Raw genomic sequence first — 16,327 nt, 5'->3', positions numbered from 1 at the left:
GTGCGCGCCCGGCTCGTGGCCGCGGGCATCACGGCCGCGGCCGCGGGCGTCGGCTTCCTCGGCACCAAGCCCGACGGTGCGTGGTACCGCTCGCTCGACAAGCCGGCCTGGCAACCACCCGGCATCGCGTTCCCGCTCGTCTGGACGCCGCTCTACGGGCTGATCGGGTGGGGCACCGGGCGCGCGCTGGAGAGGGCGGGCGCCGACGACCGTCGGATGCTCGTCCTGACCACCGCCGACCTGGCGCTCAACGCCGGGTGGTGCTGGGCGTTCTTCGCCAAGCAGTCACCCGCCACCGGGCTCGGGGTGATCGTGGCGCTCGACGTGCTCAACGTCGCCCTGGTCCGCGAGGCCGCCGAGCACGACCGGAGCGCCGCCCTGGCGCTGACGCCGTACGCCGTGTGGTCGGGCTTCGCGACCGCGCTCAACGCCTCCATCTGGTGGCGCAACCGGGGTGGCCCGACCGGGTAGTTCGGCCGGCCATTCGGCCATTTCTGCGCAACGACCGTTCCGCGGGGGACCGTGCACGCCCTAGCGTGCCCCCAGACCGGGGGAGGGTCGAGATGGCGAATGATTTCGCGCAGCCGCCGGCGCGGTCGCACCGTGGCGCGCAGGCGGTGCAGGAGACCGCGAGCGCCCTCGCCGAGCTGCCCCCCGAGTGGACCGTCCTGCAGGACGTCGCCTGGCCCGGCCGCTCGGTCGCCACCATCGACCATGTCGCCATCGGTCCGGGCGGCGTCTTCGCCATCGACTCCAAGTACTGGCCCGGCCGCGTCGACGTCAGCGGCGGCGTGCTCCGGCTCAACCGCCGGGCGCGGATGTCGGTCGCCATCACCTGCTCGGCGGCCGCCGACGTGCTCGCGATCGGGGCGTCGGTGGACCGGTGGCACGTGCGTCCGGTCCTCTGCTTCTCCGACCAGGAGCTCTCCAGCCAGGTCCGCGGCGTCGTCGTGTGCGCCCCGGCGACGATCGTCGAGACGCTGCTCAGCCACGAGCGGGTCTTCGCCCGCGAGACCCTGAGCACCATCCGCGACAACGTGATCGCCGCCGTGGCCCCTGCACAGGCACCGGCCCCGCCGCCGGGCCGACGGCGTACGCCGAAGCCCGGTCCCCCGAGCAGTCGGCGCAACCGCCGAGCAGGGTCGACGGGCCGCTTCGGCGTCGTGCTGCTCGCCCTGGCTGCAGCGGCCACCGCGCTGCCGTGGGCCGTCGGTGAGGTGCGGGACCTGCGCGGCGGCGGCTCGCCCGGGACGCCCGTGCTCGGCGAGGAGGTCCGGCTGGCGAGCACGACGACCCGGCCGCCGCTCGAGGTGGAGGCCGAGCACGTCCAGGGCGGCAGGAAGTACGTCGTGCAGCTCACGGTGCGCAACGACGGCGACGACGAGTTCCGGATGGACGGTGTCACCGCGACCCTGGTCCTCGACAACCTGCGCCGCGTCGGCGTGCCCGGTGCCACGGCCCGGCTCGCGGGCGTGCGGCTGCGGCCCGGCAGCGAGCGCGTCGTGACCTACCGCTTCACGGTGCCGGCGGGTCGCACCCCGGAGGCGGTGGTGGCGACCGTCGGGGAGCTGGACCTGGACCGCGCGACCTGGCAGGTGCCGTAGCCGGTGGATGAGGTCGGTACGCCGGTCGGGCGGCCGCTCCCGGGCCCGGTGCGGCGCGCGGACGTGCGCTCCTCAGGCGGGCGAGGCACACTCGCCCCATGACGGCCACGCTCGACACCAGCACCACCATCCCCGGAGGGCTGAGCCCGGACCAGGTCGAGCGGGTGGGTGCGGAGCTCGACGCGATCCGGCAGGAGGTGCTGGCCAGTCGCGGGGCGCGCGACGCGGCGTACATCCGACGCCTGGTGCGGGTGCAGCGGGTGCTCGAGCTGGCCAGCCGCGCGGCCCTGGTCAGGAGCGGTGACCGGCGCCTGCGGGTCCTGGGCACGGTGGGCCTGTCGCTGGCCAAGATCCTCGACAACATGGAGATCGGGCACAACGTCCTGCACGGCCAGTGGGACTGGATGCGCGACCCGAAGATCCACTCCTCGACCTGGGAGTGGGACCACGTCTCGCCGGCGGCGCAGTGGAAGCGGGCGCACAACGAGACCCACCACACCTTCACCAACATCGTCGGCCAGGACAACGACCTCGGGTACGGCGTCATGCGGGTCGACGAGGCCCAGGAGTGGCAGCGCTGGCACCTGGCGCAGCCGGCGCTGAACTTCGTGACCGCCTGCATCTTCGAGTGGGGCATCGCGCTCTTCGACCTCGACCTCGGGGAGGGCCTGAGCGACAAGCGCGGGCTGACGCCCGAGAAGAAGGCCGAGGTCCAGGTGACGCTGGCCAAGGCGAGGCGCCAGCTGGGCAAGGACTTCGTGCTCTACCCGGCGCTGTCCGGACGGGCCTGGCGCTCGACGCTCGCGGCCAACGCCACGGCCAACCTGGTGCGCAACCTGTGGAGCCACTCGGTGATCATGTGCGGCCACTTCCCCGAGGGCGTGTCGACCTTCGAGCAGCCCGAGCTCCCCGCGCACGAGACCAAGGGGGAGTGGTACGTCCGCCAGATGCTCGGCTCCGCCAACATCTCCGGCTCCCGCGCACTTCACCTGATGACCGGCAACCTCTCGCACCAGATCGAGCACCACATCTACCCCGACCTGCCGAGCAACCGCTACTACGAGATCGCGCCGAAGGTGCGCGCGGTCTTCGAGCGCTACGACCTCGACTACAACGCGCGCCCGCTGGTCAAGCAGGTCGCGAGCGCCTGGCACAAGGTCGTCCGGCTCTCGCTGCCCAACGGCTGGCTGGCCGAGACCAACCGCCGCAACCTCCTGCCACAGCTGCGCAAGCTGACGGCTCGCACCCCGTAGCCGGGCCTAGGGACGGCGTACGCCGCCGTAGATCCCGCGCCGCACGATCCACGGCTGCAGCACCGAGTCGATCGACCACGCCGGGAAGCGGAACGGCTTGCCGTTGGTGGCGAAGACCTCCAGACCGTTGGACTGGACGCCGAGCACCGAGCCCCAGCGACCGCGGGGCGCCTTGAACTCCTTGAGCGGCCTGCCGCTCAGCGACGCGCGGATGTTGGCCGCCAGCAGGCGGTCGGCCCGGTTGCGGGCCGAGGAGCGGATCGGGTCGGTCGCGGCCACGTCGCCGATCGCGAAGAGCCCGGCCAGCCCGGGGAGCCGGAGGTCCGGGTCGACCCGGACGAACCCGTCCGCGTCGAGCAGCTCCGGTGGCAGCCAGTCGGTGTTGGGCCGGACCCGGCCGATCGCCCAGACGGTGGCGTCGGCGGTCGTGGCCGGCTGGCCGGTGCTCCACTCGACGGGATCGTCGGTGATCCGGTCGCAGTCGAAGCCGTCGGGTACGACGGCGCGGTGGCCGGCGTGCAGCACGACGCCGCGCTCGGCGAGCCGGGCCTCGACCGTCGTCCAGACCCGGGGGTGGTGGCGCGGCAGCGGCCGATCGCCGGGGAAGTAGAGGTGCACCTGCTTGTCGGGCCAGGTGGACGCGAGGTTGGCGGCGGTGCTGACCGCGGCCGCCCCACCGCCCAGGACGCTGATCGTGCCGGAGGCGGCGAGACGCTCGTGGGGCGCGCGCAGCGCCTCGTCGATCTCGCCGGCGGACTGCAGGTCGGGCCGGCGCCAGAAGCCGTTGCTGACCCCGGTCGAGATGACCAGGACGTCGTACGGCTCCGCGCTCGCCGACCCGTCGGCCAGTCGTACGGCGACCGAGCGCGCCGCCAGGTCGAGACCGGTGAGGGTGGCGTGCACGGTGCGAACGCCGCGCAGCCTGCGGTAGCGGTCGAAGGGCACGAGGTAGTCGCGGGCCCAGTCGTCAGGGCGGGCCAGGCGGGTGCCCAGCTCCTGGCCGCTGACCAGCGCCGGCTTGGCCGAGATGCCGACGACGTCGACGTGGTTGGCCAGGTGGATCGCGGTGAGCAGGCCGCTGTCGCCGAGGCCGGCGACGACGACGCGCGTCACGCCGTACGCCGGGGCGGGCGCGGCAGCAGCTTGGGCACCCGGTCGATCACGTCCTGGTAGCTGGGGCGTCTCTCGAGGCTGCGCTCCTCCATCATCGGGATGCTGGCGCCGAGGAAGAGCGCGACCATCGCGACGGCGCCCACGAAGACCCACCACCAGTCGGAGGGCGACGTCGCGAGACCGAAGATCCCCAGCGAGACCCAGAAGCCGATCTCACCGAGGTAGTTGGGGTGCCGGGACCAGCCCCACAGACCCCGGTCCATCGCCTGGCCGGGCTGCTTGGTCCGCGCGAACCGGTACATCTGCAGGTCGGCGGTGTAGGTCAGCGCCACCGACCCCAGGCCGACCACGACGGCCACGACGTCGAGCCAGCCGACGTCACGGCCGGTGCGGGTGACCGCGACGTACACCGGCACCATGCCGAGGAAGACCTGCAGGGTCGGGACCAGGTGGATCGCGAGGAGGTCGACCAGCGGCTCCAGGCTGCCCTTGCCGTCCTTGAGCATCGGGTAGCGCCAGTCCTCGTGCGGGAAGCCGGGGAACGCGTAGATCCAGTTGCCGGTCAGCCGGACCGCCCAGACCAGGATGACGGTGACGACCAGCGCGGCGCGGAGGTCGTTGACCTCGGGCGTGCTCTCGCTCCACCAGTAGATCGCGAGCAGCGGCGGCAGCACGCTCCAGTAGGCGTCGTAGAAGCTGGAGTTGTGGTGGATCCGGCTCGCCACGAAGATCACCAGCGTGGCCAGCACGTCGGCGATCAGGCCGTCGAGCCACAGGTGGTCGGTGTCCGGCCCCAGGTAGAGCCAGGCCGCACCGACGGCGATGGCGACGACGTACGCCACGAGGACACGGGTCAGCGACGCGGCTTTGCTCACCCCGCGGACGTTACTAGAACATGTTCCTGTTTCGCCGGTGATCGCTCAGGCGATGTCGAGCTCGCACCAGACGGTCTTGCCGTCGGACCGGGGCTGGACGCCCCACCGTGAGGCCAGGGCCTCGATCAGCAGCAGCCCGCGGCCGCGCTCGGCGAGGTCGCTGACCTCGGTGTTGGGACGCGGGATCACGGTGCTGGAGTCGGTGACCTCGAGCCGGATGGCGCGGGTCTGCACGGCGGCGTCGAGGTACGCCGTGCCGCGGCCGTGCTCGACCGCGTTGGTGACCAGCTCGTTGGCGAGCAGGACGGCGGTCTCGCGGGTGTCCTCGTCGATCGCCGTGGTCTCGAGGAGCTGGCGCAGGGCACGGCGGGCGAGGGTGCCGGTCTGCGCGGACGGCGGCAGTGGCAGTCGCGTCGTCATCGGCCCCCCAGTGGTCTCCATCGTTGCCCCTCATGTCACGACCAACCGGCTGCGGCGGTCACAGAGGGTCTGCCCGGTACAGCGGGGCGGAAACGGAGCTGGACCGAATCGTTGAAGATTGTGCGGGAACTCACCCGCGCGGCGCGGGGCCGTGGTTGTGTTCGGGCCATGCTGCTCAGGGCCGCCGACATCGACCAGCTGGACCTCCAGCTCCCCGGTGGCTTCCAGCTCGCCGTCAAGGCGATCGTCGCCCTCTTCCTCTTCGGGATCGCCCTGGACACCACGATCGGCGACTTCCGCGACGTCGCCCGGCGCCCGTGGGTGATCCTCGCGGGCCTCGTCGCGCAGTACGTCGTGATGCCGGCGCTGACGGTGCTGCTCACGCTGGCGCTCGACGTGCGCGGCTCGGTGGCGATCGGCATGATCCTGGTGGTCTGCTGCCCGGCCGGCAACCTCTCCAACATCCTGACCCACCGCTCGCGCGGCGACGTCGCCCTGTCGGTCTCGCTGACCGGCGTCTCGACCATCGCCGCGGTGGTCGTCACCCCGGTCGCGCTCGCCTTCTGGTGCGGCCTCAACCCCGCCGCCGACGACCTGCTGCGCGACGTGCACATCGATCCCTGGGACATGGTCAGCGAGGCGATCCTCCTGATCGGGCTGCCCTTCGCCCTGGGGATCCTGATCGCCTGGCGGCGCCCGTCGGTCTCCGCGAGGGCCCGCAGGATCGTCGAGCCGGCCGCGCTCACGCTGCTGCTGCTGATCGTGGTCGGTGGGCTCGCCGGGCAGCTCGCGACGTTCATCGACTACGTCGGCGTCGTCGCGGTCGCGATCGTCGTGCAGAACGCCCTGTCGCTGCTGGTCGGCTACGGCACGGGCCGGCTGACCCGGCTGCCGGAGCCGGGCGTGCGCGCGATGACGCTGGAACTGGGCCTGCGCAACACCGGCCTCGCACTGGTGCTGGCGCTGAGCTTCTTCGGGGAGCTCGGCGGCGTGGCCTTCGTGGCCGCGATGTGGGGTCTGTGGGACGTCATCACCGGCCTCACGCTCTCGACCTGGTGGCGTCGGCGGCCGCCGGCGGGGCGCCGCCCCGCCGAGGAGCCCGTGGTCCGGGACGGGGTCTAGCGGCGGGGGCGGTCCCGCCAGGCGCCGGTCGACCACAGCGCCCAGAGCACGAGCAGCGGCTGGAAGAAGAGGCGGGCGAACCGCTTCTGGTCGGTGTCGAGGCCGAAGGCGTCCACGCCGTCGACGTACTGCGCGATGTTGCCCGGGAAGATCGCGACGAAGAACGCCGCGACCACGAAGCCGACGCCCACCCGCCCGCGACCGAAGGCAACCAGTGCGGCACCGAGGCTGATCTCGACGATCCCGGAGACGACCACGACCGGGTCGTCGTCGACTGGGAACCAGTCCGGCACCTGCGCCTCGAACTCCTGGCGCGCGAACGTCAGGTGGCTGACCCCGGCGAAGACCAGGATCGCGCCGAGCAGGATCCGGGCCAGGGTCCGTGGCCGCGAGGTCGGGGGAGCGGAGAGGAGGCTCATGTTCACGACCGTAGTGGACGCGGACGGGCGGGGTGGCCCCTCGCCGGGATCACCGGTTCACCGGGGATTCCCGCACTTCTCGGGCGTTGCAACACCCGAGAAGTGCGGGAAGAGCCCGGCCGGAGGGGCCGGTGGGGCCGGTGATGCGGGCCCGTCAGGCCCGAGCGGCCTCCGCACGCTCGGCCTCGAGGCGCTCGGCCTCCGCCTGGGGGCCGGGTACGACGTGGGTCTGCGCGCGGACCACCGGGACCAGGAGCGCCACGACCGCCGCGGCCGTCGAGGTGATGGCCAGCAGCAGGAACCCGTGGGTGTAGCCCGACTCGGTCGGTGCCCCGCTCGGCTGCAGGCTGCTCGTGACGACGGTGGCGATGACGGCCGAGCCGATGGCGCCACCGACGGTGCGGATGTTGGTGTTCATGCCGCTGGCGACGCCGGTCTGGCTCTGCGGGACCGCCGCGACCACCAGGTTCGACATCGCGGCGAACGCGAGGCCGAAGGCGAGGCCCAGGATCGTGGTCTCGACCAGGACCATCCAGATCTCGTCGTGGGCGAAGGCCATCCCGAAGGTGCCGATCGCGGTCAGGGTCGCGCCGACGACGAGCAGCGACTTGGAGCCGTAGCGGGTCGCGAGCCGGCCGGCCGCGATGCCGCCGATGAACGTCGCGACGGTCTGCGGCAGCAGCAGCAGGCCGGACTCGGTGATCGAGGCGCCGAAGCCGTAGCCGGCCGCCTCGGGGGTCTGCAGGAACTGCGGCACGAAGGCGAACATGGCGTACATGCCCATGCCGAAGAGCAGGGCGACCAGGTTGACGGTCCACACCGTCGGGATCCGCATCATCTGCATGTCGATGAGGGGCTCCTTGCTGCGCGCCTCCGCGATCACCCAGACCGGCAGCATGACCGCGGCGATCACGAACAGGCCGATGACCTTGCCCGACGACCAGCCCCAGTGGTGGCCCTGGCTGACGCCGACCAGCAGCGCGACCAGCCAGGTCGACATCAGGAACGCCGTACCGACGTTGATCCTGCCGGGCGTCCGCTCCGGCGACTCGGGCACCCACACCGCCGCGGCGACGGCGGCCAGGATGGTCATCGCCATCGGGATCCAGAAGAGCCAGTGGTAGCTGAGTGCGTCGACCAGCGGGCCGGCGATGACCAGGCCCACGCCGCCACCGACGGCGAGCAGCGCGGCCGCCATGCCGATCGCCGAGGCGACCTTCTCGCGGGGAAACTCGTCGCGGATGATGCCGAAGGTGAGCGGCAGCACGCCGCCGCCGATGCCCTGGATCACGCGGGCCGCGATGAGCACGCCGATGGTCCCGGCGACCGCCGCCAGCAGTGACCCGACGGCCAGCGCGCCGAGCGCCACGACCAGCATCCGCTCCTTGCCGACCTTGTCACCGACCCGGCCGATGATCGGGGTGAAGATCGAGGCGGACACGAGGTACGCCGTCAGCACCCACGTGACCGTGGCCTGGTCGGTGTGCAGCGCGGCCTGGATGGTCGGCAGGACCGGGTTGACCATGGACTGGAGCAGGGAGAAGGACGCGACACCCACGCACAGCACCAGGAAGGTGAGGCGGTAGTCGGTGCGGCGCTCGATTGCGGTATTCATCTCAGCGTCTAACTCTGCCCGTCATCGGTTGATTCCGACAACCTTCCCGAATCCGGTGTGATCCGTCCCTCGCCGTAGCCTGGTCCGGCCATGTCTCTCCCCATCAGCGAGCTCTGCCACCACTTCGACGCGGGGCGCTGCCGGTCGTGCCGCTGGCTCGCCCGCCCGTACGCCGAGCAGCTGGCCGACAAGCAGCGCCAGGTCGCCGAGCTGGTGGACGTCGCCTGGGAGCCGCCGGTGCCCAGCGCCCAGCTCGGCTTCCGCAACAAGGCGAAGATGGTCGTCACCGGCTCGGTGTCGGAGCCGACGCTCGGGATCCTGGACCCGGCCGGCGGCGGGGTCGACCTGCGCGACTGTCCCCTGCACACGCCCGGCATCCGCGCGGCCCTCCCGGTGCTGGCCGACTTCGTGCGCACGGCCGCGCTCACGCCGTACGACGTGCCGGGCCGTCGCGGGGAGCTCAAGCACCTGCTCGTGACGGAGTCGCCGGACGGCGGCCTGATGGTGCGCTTCGTGCTGCGCTCGCAGGAGCCGCTCGCGCGGATCCGCAAGCACCTGCCCGCCCTGCAGGCGGCGCTCCCCGGACTGGTGGTGGCGTCGGTCAACCTCCAGCCCGAGCACAAGGCCGTGCTCGAGGGCGAGCGCGAGATCGTGCTGACCGAGCAGGAGACCCTGCTGATGCGGGTCGCCGGCCTCGACCTCCACCTGCGACCGCAGAGCTTCTTCCAGACCAACACCGCGATGGCGAGCGAGCTCTACTCGCGGGCGCGCGCCTGGACGGCCGACCTCGCGCCGACGTCGATGTGGGACCTCTACTGCGGTGTCGGTGGGTTCGCGCTGTCGCTCGCGCGGCCGGGTCTCGCGGTGACCGGGATCGAGGTCAGCCGGGAGGCCGTCGCGAGTGCCGCGCTGACGGCCGCCGAGGCGGGGCTCGGCGACGTGCGCTTCGAGGCGGGCGACGCGACGGCGTACGCAATCGCCTCCGCGTCGCCCCCGGACCTCGTGGTGGTCAATCCACCGCGGCGCGGGATCGGGGCGGAGCTGAGCGGCTGGCTGCAGTCCTCCGGCGTCGAGCACGTCCTCTACTCCAGCTGCAACGCGACCACCCTGGCCGCCGACCTGACCGCGATGCCGTCGCTGCGGCCGGTGCGCGGGCAGCTGCTGGACATGTTCCCCAACACGGGGCACTACGAGGTGCTGACCCTCCTGGGGCGCCGGTGAGCGCCCGCGACCGCCTCGACGACGAGCGGCGTCGTACGACGCAGCGGCTGGCCGACCTGCGCGGCGACTACCGCGGCTTCGTGGAGGCCTCGAAGGACAGCAACGCCGACGACGAGCACGACCCCGAGGGCGCGACGATCGCCTTCGAGCGCTCGCAGGTGGGCGCGCTGGTGCACCAGGCCGAGACCCACCTCGACGAGGTCGATGCCGCGCTGGTGCGCCTCGCGGCCGGGACCTACGGCGTCTGCGCGGTGTGCGGACGGCCGATCCCGGAGGGCCGGCTCGAGGTCCGGCCGACCGCGACGACGTGCGTGGGCTGCGCCGGCTAGCTGCTACTTCGGTGGCAGCGTCGCGGCGTGGTCGAGCCCGATCTCGGCCCAGCGCTCGACGTCGTCGTACGTCGCCAGCCCGCCCGGCTCCACCCGCAGCCACCCGGCCATCGACCGCTCGCGCATCACGAACTCGTCGGTGTGCGGCTCGCCCAGCAGCTCGGCCGTGCGCTCGGGCGGCACCCGCAGGAGCAGACCGCCGGAGCCGCTGGCGGCGACCGCCATGTTGCCGTGGACCAGGAACGCCAGACCGCCGAACATCTTCCGCTCACTGATCCCGGGCAGACCGGCCGCGACCTCGCGGAGCTGCTCGGCGAGCGCCTCGTCGTACGCCATGGGTCGATTCTGCACCCGGATCTTGGTATCTCGCGGGTGCCGGACCGCTCCTCACCGACATGCAGACCCTCAGCGCACCGCGCCCGGACTGGCGCTCGCTCACCTCCGCCGAGAAGCAGCGCCGCCTCGCCGGCCTGCGCCAGCGCCAGCACCAGCAGGTGGCCAGGGATGCCCGGGTCCTGCTCCTGGGGCGCTCCACCTGACCTGACAGACTCGGTGCATGGAGCAGCGCACCCTGGGCAGGACCGGTCGTGAGATCTCGGTCGTCGGACTCGGCACGTGGCAGCTCGGTGCCGACTGGGGTGACGTCTCCGAGGACGACGCGCTCGCCGTGCTGGAGGCCTCCGCCGAGGCGGGGGTGACGTTCTTCGACACCGCGGACGTGTACGGCGACGGGCGCAGCGAGCAGGTGATCGGCAGGTTCCTCCAGACCCACGAGGGCATCACCGTCGCCACCAAGATGGGTCGCCGGCTCGACCAGGTGCCCGAGAACTACTCCCTCGACAACTTCCGCGCCTGGACCGACCGGTCCCGGCGCAACCTCGGCGTCGACACCCTCGACCTCGTGCAGCTGCACTGCCCGCCGAGCGCGACCGTGGACGCGGACGCGACGTACGACGCCCTCGACACGCTGGTCGCCGAGGGCGCGATCGCGGCGTACGGGCTGAGCGTCGAGACGGTCGACCAGGCGCTATCGGCGATCGCGCGCCCGGGGGTGGCCTCGATCCAGATCATCCTCAACGCGTTCCGCCTCAAGCCGCTCGACGCGGTGCTGCCGGCAGCGCAGGAGGCCGGCGTCGGGATCATCGTGCGGGTGCCGCTCGCGTCGGGGCTGCTGTCCGGGAAGTACGACGAGAGCACCACCTTCGCCGCCGACGACCACCGCACCTACAACCGCGACGGCAGCGCCTTCGACGTGGGCGAGACCTTCGCGGGGGTGGACTTCGAGACCGGTGTCCGCGCGGCGCGGAAGTTCTCGGCCCTGATCGACGAGGTCGGCCCGACCGGGCTCAGTCCGGCCGAGGTCGCGCTCGCGTGGGCGTGGCAGCAGCCGGGCGTCAGCACGGTGATCCCGGGCGCGCGCAACGCCGGCCAGGCGCGGGCCAACGCGGCCGCCGGCGACGCCGACCCGCTGCCCCAGGAGCTGCTGGACGGCGTACGCCGGATCTACGACGAGCACTTCCGGGCGGCGGTCCACGGCCGCTGGTGACGCTCGACGCACGCCCTTGGGTACCCCTGGGGGGTATGTTACCGTCGATCTCGTGAGCACCACGGAGACGCTGGCCGAGTCGACCCTCGACATCGAGGGGATGACCTGCGCGTCCTGCGTCAACCGCGTCGCCAAGGCGCTGACCCGGGTCGACGGCGTGGTTGAGGCCTCGGTGAACCTTGCGACCGAGACCGCCGCCGTCACCTACGACCCGCGGGCCGTGGACGCCACCGTGCTCTCGGCGGCGGTCGCCAAGGCGGGGTACGGCGGGACCGTCCGCGCGGCCGTGCCGGAGCTGACCGCCGACCCCGGCGCGGGTCTCGACGCCCGGCGCGACCTGGAGATCGCCACCCTTCGGCGGCGCTGGCAGGTCGCCCTGGTCACGGGCCTGGCGCTGATGGCGGTGATGTACCTGCCGGGCGACCTCGACCCGATGGGCTGGCTGGGGCCGGTGCTGCTCGTGGTCGCCACGGTCGTCCAGGCCTGGGCCGGTCAGGACATCTACCGCCAGGCGTGGACCAACCTCAAGCACCGCACCACCAGCATGGACACCCTGGTCGCGCTGGGCACCGGCACGGCGTACGGCTACAGCGCCTTCGTGGTCCTCTGGCCGGAGCTCGCCGAGCGGTGGGGGCTGCCGCTGCACCTCTACTTCGAGACCGCCCTGATCGTGGTGGCCCTGGTGCTGCTGGGCCGCTGGCTGGAGCTCAAGGCCAAGAAGCGCACCGCCTCCTCCCTGCGGGCCCTGGTGGGTCTCGCCCCGGCGACCGCGCGCGTGCTGCGCGGGGACGTCGAGGTCGACGTGCCCCTGACCGGCGTCGTGGTCGGTGACCTGGTCCGGGTCCGCCCGGGGGAGAAGCTGCCGGTCGACGGCGTCGTCACCGAGGGCCGCTCCGCCGTCGACGAGTCGATGCTCACCGGCGAGAGCCTGCCCGTCGACAAGACCGTCGGAGCCGCCGTGATCGGCGCGACCGTCAACACCACCGGGACCCTCGTGGTCCGCACCACGGCCGTCGGCGCCGACAGCGCGCTGGCCCAGATCGTGCGCCTGGTCGAGGACGCCCAGGCCTCGGCGCCGCCGATCCAGCGGCTGGTCGACAAGGTGTCGGCGTGGTTCGTGCCGGCGGTGCTGGTGGTCGCGCTGGTGACCTTCCTCAGCTGGCTGACGTTCGGCCCGGAGGGGCAGCGGGTGACCCTCGCGATCGGTACGACGATCGCGGTGCTGATCATCGCCTGCCCGTGCGCGCTCGGGCTGGCCACGCCGACCGCGGTGATGGTCGGCACCGGACGCGCCGCCGAGCTGGGCATCCTCATCGGCGACGGCCTCGCGCTCGAGACGGCGCGGCGGCTGACCGCGGTCGTGCTCGACAAGACCGGCACGATCACGCGCGGCCGTCCCGACCTCGCCGCTGTCACGACGGTCGACCCCTGGAGCAGCGACGAGCTCGTCGCGCTCGTGGCTGCGGCCGAGGTCGGCAGCGAGCACCCGGTCGGGGAGGCGGTCGTCCGGGCCGCCCGCGAGCGCGGACTGACCCTGCCGACGGTCGACAGCTTCGACTCCACGCCCGGCCACGGAGTCGTGGCCGAGATCGGTGACCGCACCGTGGTCGCCGGCAACGCGGCGCACCTGGCGGCGCACGGCGTCACGGCGTACGGCGCCGGGATCCTGGTCGCCGTGGACGGTGCGTACGCCGGTCGCCTGGAGGTCACGGACACCGTCAAGCCGAGCTCGGCGGCCGCGGTGGCGCAGCTGCGCGACCTCGGGCTCGAGGTGTGGATGGTCACCGGCGACCACGAGACCAGCGCCCGCGCGGTCGCCGCCGAGGTCGGCATCGACCACGTGCTGACCGACGTACGACCTGCGGACAAGGCGGCGCGGGTGGCCGAGCTGCAGGCGGCCGGTCACGTGGTGGCGATGGTGGGCGACGGCGTCAACGACGCGCCGGCCCTGGCGGGCGCCGACCTCGGCATCGCGATCGGCACCGGCACCGACGTCGCGGTCGCCGCCTCCGACGTCACGCTGGTCGGCGGGGACCTGCAGGGCGTCGTCTCCGCGATCGACCTGTCCCGGCGCACGGTCCGGACGATCAAGCAGGGCCTCGTGTGGGCGTTCGCCTACAACGTGCTGCTGATCCCGGTCGCGGCCGGCGCGCTCTACTGGTGGCACGGCCTCCTGCTCGACCCGGTGCTGGCCGGCGCCGCGATGGCGCTGAGCTCGGTCAGCGTGGTGACCAACGCCCTGCGGCTGCGCAGGTCCTAGGGCGCCGCCCGGAGGCTCAGAGCCGGTCGAGGAGCTTGCGCTTCGCCTCGTCGAACTCGTCCGGCGTCAGGATTCCCGAGTCCCGGAGCCGGCCGATCCGCTCCAGCTCGTCGAGCGGCGACGGCGGGTGCCCGTCGACCGGCGGCTCGTCGGGTGCCGGCTCCGCGTGCGCCACCAGCGTGCGCAGCGCGTCGGCCATCGGCAGGACGTCGGCCTTGGCGATGCGGGAGAAGACCAGCCTGTCGTCGCCCATGTGGATGGTGAGGTAGCCGGTCATCAGTCCGGCCAGGCCCTCCACGGCGGTGATCTGGTGGAAGGCGACCTCGTAGCGCGGGACCGCCTCGCTGCCGATCCGCACGACCAGCCGCTCGTCGGTGAGCTCGATGTGTGCCGGCATGCCGTCGAGCAGCCCGGTCGCCGTACGACTCTCCTCGTCCACGTTCGAAGCGTACGGCTAGGCTGGCGACGATGAGCGAGCCGGACTACTGCGACCTGTGTGACCTCCCCTGGAGCACGTGCATCCACGGCAACCCGCCGGCGCCGCCGCCTCCGGCTGCGGCCCGGGTGAGCACTCCTCGGGCCTCGCCCGTCACCCGCCGCAAGGCGACCTCGACGCCGACGTCGACGTCGCAGCCGGCGCGCGCGGTCCCACGCAAGTGGACCCCGCCCGACGCGTTCAAGCCCGACATCCTCGAGGTGCTGCGCGAGCACGGCGGCAGCCTCGAGCAGGACGACCTCTTCGCCGCGCTGGAGACCGCGGTGGGCGAGCGGCTGACCACGGCGGACCACGACAAGACGCCGGAGGGTGAGCTGCGGTGGCGGTACGCCGCCCGGCGGGCCCGCCAGGCCCTGGTCGCCGACGGCATCATGACGAAGGGGCAGCCCGGCGTCTGGTCCCTCGCGGACTGACCCGAGGCCGGCCCGATGAGCGAGCTGAACGTCCTCGGCGGCGAGCTCGAGCCGTGCGGCACCGACCCGGTCACCGGCTTCTACCGCGACGGCTACTGCACCTGCGGGCCGGAGGACGTCGGGCTGCACAGCATCTGCGCAGTGGTGACCGACGACTTCCTGCGTCACCAGCGGGCGGTCGGCAACGACCTGTCGACCCCGCGGCCCGAGTACGGCTTCGCCGGGCTGCACCCCGGCGACCGGTGGTGCGTCGTCGCGACGCGCTGGCTGGAGGCGTACGAGGACGGCCTCGCCCCGCCGGTGGTGCTCGCGTCGACCAACGCGCGCACCCTGGAGCTGGTGCCGATCGCGTCGCTGCGCGAGCACGCGGTCGACGTGCCCGGGGACGCCAGCTCGCTGCTCTGAGCGCCTACGGCACGACCGACGCGCCCTCGGGCAGCGGCTGGCGACCGGTGAGCGCGAGGAGCACCTCGACGCCGTACCCCTGCCGCAGCGCACTGGCGCTCGCCAGGGCGAGGGTGTCGGCGAGCGCCTCCGCGGGCGGGACGAAGTCGATGCCGGTGGCGCGGGCGATGTCGAGGCTGTGCACGGTGAGCTCGAAGGTGCGCGTCGGCAGGTAGTCGCTGACCCGCATCCCGCCGGCCGCCGTGGTGACGACCGGGTCGGTGCCCTCCAGCAGGTCGAGCGCCATCTCCGCCTCGTCGCGCGCGTTGGCGAGCACCGTCATCGGTTCGTCGCCGAGGGCGATGCCGGCCTCGACCCCGCGCAGGTGCACCTGGTCGCGGACGGTGCCGTGGACGAGCCGGCTGACGGTCGCGAAGTAGTCGGCCGCGTCCTCGGTCTCCACCGCGTCGGCGCGGGTGCTGAGGTACGTCGTCACGGTGATCAGGGAGCGGGCGGTGTGGCCCACGAGGGAGCGCAGGTCCCAGTTGCCGAGGGCGGGCTCGGCGTACCGCTCGACCGGGAGCCGGGCGGCCAGGGCGAGGAAGGCGGCGCTCGCCTCGGCGTACGTCGCTCTGGTCTCCTCCAGGCCGGTCATGGGTCCATTGTCGGCTCCGAGCCGAGGGATTCCTCGAATTGCCCGCCGTGCGGACTCGCCGGTCCTAACCTCAGGGGTGCCTGCCCACGACGTGAGGACTGATCCATGACCGAGAGCTACGACCCGCCTGCCGAGACGCCGGACCTGCCGGCCGCCGCGCCGCCGCCGTACGGCGGTCCTCCCGCGCCTGCCGGCCCGGGCTACCCGCTGGCGCCGATGGGCGGCCCGGCCGACGGTCCGCTCGGCCAGATCCGCAGCACCGGCACCTGCTTCCTGCTCATGGTGGTGACCCTCGGCATCTACTCCCTCGTCTGGTACTACAAGACCCACGACGAGATGAAGCGGCACAGCGGCAACGGGATCGGCGGCGGCATCGCCCTGCTGCTCGCGCTGGTCGTCGGCATCGTGATGCCGTTCATCAGCCCCAACGAGGTCGGCGGGCTCTACGAGCGCAAGGGGCAGGCCCGGCCGGTCGGCGCGGCGACCGGTCTCTGGTACCTCTTGTTGGCGTGGCTCCTCCTGGTCGGCCCGATCGTGTGGTTCGTGAAGACCAACGGCGCGCTGAACGAGTACTGGAAGTCGCAGGGCGCCACGGCCTGATG

Annotated in this window: 20 protein-coding genes; 12 read left to right on the top strand and 8 right to left on the bottom strand. The window is 72.7% G+C overall.

All coding sequences use genetic code 11. The features are described 5' to 3' along the window. The 3 genes from N542_RS0106015 (at position 1) to N542_RS0106005 (ending at position 2,857) form a co-directional block, all read left to right on the top strand. Positions 1-471: a TspO/MBR family protein gene (locus N542_RS0106015; RefSeq protein ID WP_028643150.1), complete on the top strand. Its 471-nt coding sequence runs from the start codon at positions 1-3 to the stop codon at positions 469-471. Positions 472-563: 92 nt separating this feature from the next. After that, the gene (locus N542_RS27785) at positions 564-1,604 is read left to right on the top strand and encodes a nuclease-related domain-containing protein (protein WP_081795038.1); all 1,041 of its coding nucleotides are present in this window, start codon (positions 564-566) and stop codon (positions 1,602-1,604) included. A gap of 98 nt (positions 1,605-1,702) precedes the next feature. Further along, positions 1,703-2,857 carry a fatty acid desaturase family protein gene (locus tag N542_RS0106005; RefSeq protein ID WP_028643149.1) on the top strand — a complete coding sequence of 385 codons (1,155 nt, stop codon included), beginning with the start codon at positions 1,703-1,705 and terminating at the stop codon, positions 2,855-2,857. 6 nt (positions 2,858-2,863) lie between these two features. On the opposite strand, the gene N542_RS0106000 is transcribed toward N542_RS0106005, so the two are convergent. The 3 genes from N542_RS0106000 to N542_RS0105990 are packed head-to-tail and all read right to left on the bottom strand — an operon-like array spanning position 2,864 to position 5,286. Then, positions 2,864-3,970: an NAD(P)/FAD-dependent oxidoreductase gene (locus tag N542_RS0106000; protein ID WP_028643148.1), complete on the bottom strand. Its 1,107-nt coding sequence runs from the start codon at positions 3,968-3,970 to the stop codon at positions 2,864-2,866. Continuing rightward, entirely contained in the window at positions 3,967-4,845 is an 879-nt protein-coding gene (locus N542_RS0105995) for a DUF1295 domain-containing protein (protein WP_028643147.1), read from the bottom strand. Before N542_RS0105995 ends, N542_RS0106000 begins: the two co-directional genes overlap by 4 nt. A 45-nt stretch (positions 4,846-4,890) precedes the next feature. Beyond that, positions 4,891-5,286, bottom strand: coding sequence for an ATP-binding protein (locus N542_RS0105990; protein WP_028643146.1), 396 nt, complete (start codon positions 5,284-5,286; stop codon positions 4,891-4,893). A gap of 147 nt (positions 5,287-5,433) precedes the next feature. Between N542_RS0105990 and N542_RS0105985 the strand changes: the two genes are divergently transcribed. Beyond that, positions 5,434-6,387, top strand: a complete 954-nt coding sequence (locus N542_RS0105985; protein WP_051551435.1) for a bile acid:sodium symporter family protein — start codon at positions 5,434-5,436, stop codon at positions 6,385-6,387. Here N542_RS0105985 and N542_RS0105980 read toward each other — a convergent pair. Together N542_RS0105980 and N542_RS23620 are read right to left on the bottom strand one after the other, a co-directional pair. Next, positions 6,384-6,806 (bottom strand): DoxX family protein, encoded by a 423-nt coding sequence (locus N542_RS0105980; RefSeq protein ID WP_028643144.1) that lies wholly within the window; start codon positions 6,804-6,806, stop codon positions 6,384-6,386. The genes N542_RS0105985 and N542_RS0105980 overlap by 4 nt on opposite strands. Before the next feature lie 154 nt (positions 6,807-6,960). Further along, on the bottom strand, positions 6,961-8,421 hold the full coding sequence (locus N542_RS23620; RefSeq protein WP_051551434.1) for an MFS transporter: 1,461 nt from the start codon (positions 8,419-8,421) through the stop codon (positions 6,961-6,963). Between the two features lie 90 nt (positions 8,422-8,511). Between N542_RS23620 and rlmC the strand changes: the two genes are divergently transcribed. Continuing rightward, positions 8,512-9,642, top strand: coding sequence for a 23S rRNA (uracil(747)-C(5))-methyltransferase RlmC (gene rlmC / locus N542_RS0105970; RefSeq protein WP_028643143.1), 1,131 nt, complete (start codon positions 8,512-8,514; stop codon positions 9,640-9,642). Next, positions 9,639-9,971: a TraR/DksA family transcriptional regulator gene (locus N542_RS0105965; protein ID WP_028643142.1), complete on the top strand. Its 333-nt coding sequence runs from the start codon at positions 9,639-9,641 to the stop codon at positions 9,969-9,971. The genes rlmC and N542_RS0105965 overlap by 4 nt, the downstream gene beginning before the upstream one ends. Positions 9,972-9,974: 3 nt before the next feature. On the opposite strand, the gene N542_RS0105960 is transcribed toward N542_RS0105965, so the two are convergent. Next, a complete protein-coding gene (locus N542_RS0105960) occupies positions 9,975-10,307 on the bottom strand; it encodes a TfoX/Sxy family protein (RefSeq protein WP_028643141.1) in 333 nt (110 codons plus the stop codon). A 59-nt stretch (positions 10,308-10,366) separates the two neighbouring features. Between N542_RS0105960 and N542_RS27410 the strand changes: the two genes are divergently transcribed. The 3 genes from N542_RS27410 to N542_RS0105945 are packed head-to-tail and all read left to right on the top strand — an operon-like array spanning position 10,367 to position 13,777. Continuing rightward, positions 10,367-10,510 carry a hypothetical protein gene (locus tag N542_RS27410; protein ID WP_155992869.1) on the top strand — a complete coding sequence of 48 codons (144 nt, stop codon included), beginning with the start codon at positions 10,367-10,369 and terminating at the stop codon, positions 10,508-10,510. A 17-nt stretch (positions 10,511-10,527) separates the two neighbouring features. Beyond that, positions 10,528-11,517: an aldo/keto reductase gene (locus tag N542_RS0105950; RefSeq protein WP_028643140.1), complete on the top strand. Its 990-nt coding sequence runs from the start codon at positions 10,528-10,530 to the stop codon at positions 11,515-11,517. 52 nt (positions 11,518-11,569) lie between these two features. Continuing rightward, positions 11,570-13,777: a heavy metal translocating P-type ATPase gene (locus N542_RS0105945; RefSeq protein WP_028643139.1), complete on the top strand. Its 2,208-nt coding sequence runs from the start codon at positions 11,570-11,572 to the stop codon at positions 13,775-13,777. 16 nt (positions 13,778-13,793) lie between these two features. On the opposite strand, the gene N542_RS23615 is transcribed toward N542_RS0105945, so the two are convergent. Continuing rightward, positions 13,794-14,216, bottom strand: a complete 423-nt coding sequence (locus N542_RS23615; RefSeq protein WP_036506567.1) for an SHOCT domain-containing protein — start codon at positions 14,214-14,216, stop codon at positions 13,794-13,796. Between the two features lie 29 nt (positions 14,217-14,245). On the opposite strand from N542_RS23615, the gene N542_RS0105935 reads away from it, so the two are divergent. Both N542_RS0105935 and N542_RS0105930 read left to right on the top strand, forming a co-directional pair. Next, positions 14,246-14,686, top strand: a complete 441-nt coding sequence (locus tag N542_RS0105935) for a hypothetical protein (RefSeq protein ID WP_028643138.1) — start codon at positions 14,246-14,248, stop codon at positions 14,684-14,686. A 15-nt stretch (positions 14,687-14,701) separates the two neighbouring features. Then, positions 14,702-15,091, top strand: coding sequence for a DUF2237 family protein (locus N542_RS0105930; RefSeq protein ID WP_028643137.1), 390 nt, complete (start codon positions 14,702-14,704; stop codon positions 15,089-15,091). Between the two features lie 4 nt (positions 15,092-15,095). On the opposite strand, the gene N542_RS0105925 is transcribed toward N542_RS0105930, so the two are convergent. Further along, on the bottom strand, positions 15,096-15,725 hold the full coding sequence (locus tag N542_RS0105925) for a maleylpyruvate isomerase N-terminal domain-containing protein (protein ID WP_028643136.1): 630 nt from the start codon (positions 15,723-15,725) through the stop codon (positions 15,096-15,098). Positions 15,726-15,830: 105 nt separating this feature from the next. Here N542_RS0105925 and N542_RS0105920 point away from each other — a divergent pair, with 105 nt between their 5' ends. Next, positions 15,831-16,325: a DUF4234 domain-containing protein gene (locus N542_RS0105920; protein ID WP_197025871.1), complete on the top strand. Its 495-nt coding sequence runs from the start codon at positions 15,831-15,833 to the stop codon at positions 16,323-16,325. Positions 16,326-16,327: the final 2 nt, after the last annotated feature.

Source organism: Nocardioides sp. URHA0020, from assembly GCF_000620705.1.
Lineage (GTDB): Bacteria > Actinomycetota > Actinomycetes > Propionibacteriales > Nocardioidaceae > Nocardioides.
The sequence above is the reverse complement of the archived record's forward strand: the minus strand, read 5'-3'. Positions and strand labels throughout refer to the sequence as shown.

Coding starts and splice junctions, on each gene's coding strand:
- N542_RS0105950 (WP_028643140.1), top strand. CDS start 10,528: ATGGAGCAGCGCACCCTGGGCAGGACCGGTCGTGAGATCTCGGTCGTC.
- N542_RS0105990 (WP_028643146.1), bottom strand. CDS start 5,286: ATGGAGACCACTGGGGGGCCGATGACGACGCGACTGCCACTGCCGCCG.
- N542_RS0106005 (WP_028643149.1), top strand. CDS start 1,703: ATGACGGCCACGCTCGACACCAGCACCACCATCCCCGGAGGGCTGAGC.
- N542_RS0105925 (WP_028643136.1), bottom strand. CDS start 15,725: ATGACCGGCCTGGAGGAGACCAGAGCGACGTACGCCGAGGCGAGCGCC.
- N542_RS0105920 (WP_197025871.1), top strand. CDS start 15,831: ATGACCGAGAGCTACGACCCGCCTGCCGAGACGCCGGACCTGCCGGCC.
- N542_RS0105980 (WP_028643144.1), bottom strand. CDS start 6,806: ATGAGCCTCCTCTCCGCTCCCCCGACCTCGCGGCCACGGACCCTGGCC.
- N542_RS0105960 (WP_028643141.1), bottom strand. CDS start 10,307: ATGGCGTACGACGAGGCGCTCGCCGAGCAGCTCCGCGAGGTCGCGGCC.
- N542_RS27785 (WP_081795038.1), top strand. CDS start 564: ATGGCGAATGATTTCGCGCAGCCGCCGGCGCGGTCGCACCGTGGCGCG.
- N542_RS23620 (WP_051551434.1), bottom strand. CDS start 8,421: ATGAATACCGCAATCGAGCGCCGCACCGACTACCGCCTCACCTTCCTG.
- N542_RS27410 (WP_155992869.1), top strand. CDS start 10,367: ATGCAGACCCTCAGCGCACCGCGCCCGGACTGGCGCTCGCTCACCTCC.
- N542_RS0105930 (WP_028643137.1), top strand. CDS start 14,702: ATGAGCGAGCTGAACGTCCTCGGCGGCGAGCTCGAGCCGTGCGGCACC.
- N542_RS0105985 (WP_051551435.1), top strand. CDS start 5,434: ATGCTGCTCAGGGCCGCCGACATCGACCAGCTGGACCTCCAGCTCCCC.
- N542_RS0105935 (WP_028643138.1), top strand. CDS start 14,246: ATGAGCGAGCCGGACTACTGCGACCTGTGTGACCTCCCCTGGAGCACG.
- rlmC (WP_028643143.1), top strand. CDS start 8,512: ATGTCTCTCCCCATCAGCGAGCTCTGCCACCACTTCGACGCGGGGCGC.